This is a genomic window from Tenacibaculum finnmarkense genomovar ulcerans (genome assembly GCF_900239495.1).
In the GTDB taxonomy this organism is placed as follows: Bacteria; Bacteroidota; Bacteroidia; order Flavobacteriales; family Flavobacteriaceae; genus Polaribacter; species Polaribacter ulcerans.
This window is the reverse complement of sequence record NZ_OENE01000029.1, coordinates 1-1,201: the sequence shown is the minus strand read 5'-3', so window position 1 is coordinate 1,201 and position 1,201 is coordinate 1. Positions and strand designations below refer to the sequence as shown.

General features: G+C 32.2%; 1 protein-coding gene (cut by a window edge). It reads right to left on the bottom strand.

The annotated features are described in order from the left end of the window. A protein-coding gene (locus tag DPIF8902391_RS12605) for an OmpA family protein (protein WP_457810462.1) crosses the window boundary here: on the bottom strand, window positions 1-528 show its 5' portion. The gene continues 57 nt to the left of window position 1, outside the view; the window shows 528 of its 585 coding nt (coding positions 1-528); it begins with the start codon at window positions 526-528; the stop codon falls past the left edge of the window. Window positions 529-1,201: the final 673 nt, after the last annotated feature.

The window sequence follows — 1,201 nt, the reverse complement described above, 5'->3', positions numbered from 1 at the left end:
TATTCTGTTTGATGCAATTCCTCTTGAAATTATATAATCGCGGGTTGATTTTGCTCTTCGGTCTGATAAATTTCTATTGTAATTTTTAGATCCTCGGCTATCGGTATGCGACTCTATTTTGATAATCAATTCAGGATAGGTGTTCATTACACTTACAATATCTTCTAGTTCATATTCGGCATCTGTACGGATATTTGCCAAATCAAAATCAAAATAAATAGGGTTGATTACTATTTGATTCCCTACAATTAATGACTGTAATTTTAGGTTTACAACAACATCCTGCTGATCTACATCAAGGGTTACTGCTTGTTTGTTGGCATTTTTATAGCCTTCTTTTGATCCTACAACTACAAATTTTTGTTCGCAATCTTTTTGTTCAAAAATATAAGAACCCGATCTTCCTGTTTTTAATGATGATACCACTTCTCCCGATGGATTCATTAATTGAACGACTGCATTAGCAATTGGTTCGCCTGTTCGTGAATCGCTTACGATTCCTTTAATATCTTCTTTACATCGATACATGATAAAGCTATAAATATCGTCATCGCCTTTTCCATTTTTTCTGTTTGATGAGAAAAATCCGTGGGAATGTTTTTTGTTTATTACAAATGAAAAATCGTCAAATGCACTGTTTATTGGGCTTCCTAAATTTACAGGATTTGTGTATTTTCCGTCAATGTATTTTGCTTCAAAAACATCTAAAGCGCCTAGCCCTAAATGACCGTTTGATGAAAAATACAACTCATTATTTGTTCCGATAAATGGAAACATCTCTCTACTTTCTGTATTGATTTCTTTTCCTAAATTTTTTGGTTTTCCAAAGTTATTATCGCCTAAAATTCTTGCTTTATAAATATCAGTACCTCCAAAACCGTTGGGCATATCCGATACAAAATATAAGGTTTCTTCATCAATGCTTAACGCTGGATGACCGCATGAAAAAGCATCGCTATTAAATGGTAATTCTTGAACATTACCCCATAAATCACCAATTTTATCGGCGCTGTAAATTTTAAGATGTGATACTTGTGCTTTATCGCCTTTTAATGTTCTTCCATCGTAATTATCTCTTGTAAAATAGGCTTTTTTACCTTTTTTGGTGATAATTATATTCGATTCATGGTATTTTGAACTTAATCCTTCAAGCATTTTTGATTTCTCTAAATCTAGCATTTTTTTAGATACTATATTTTTT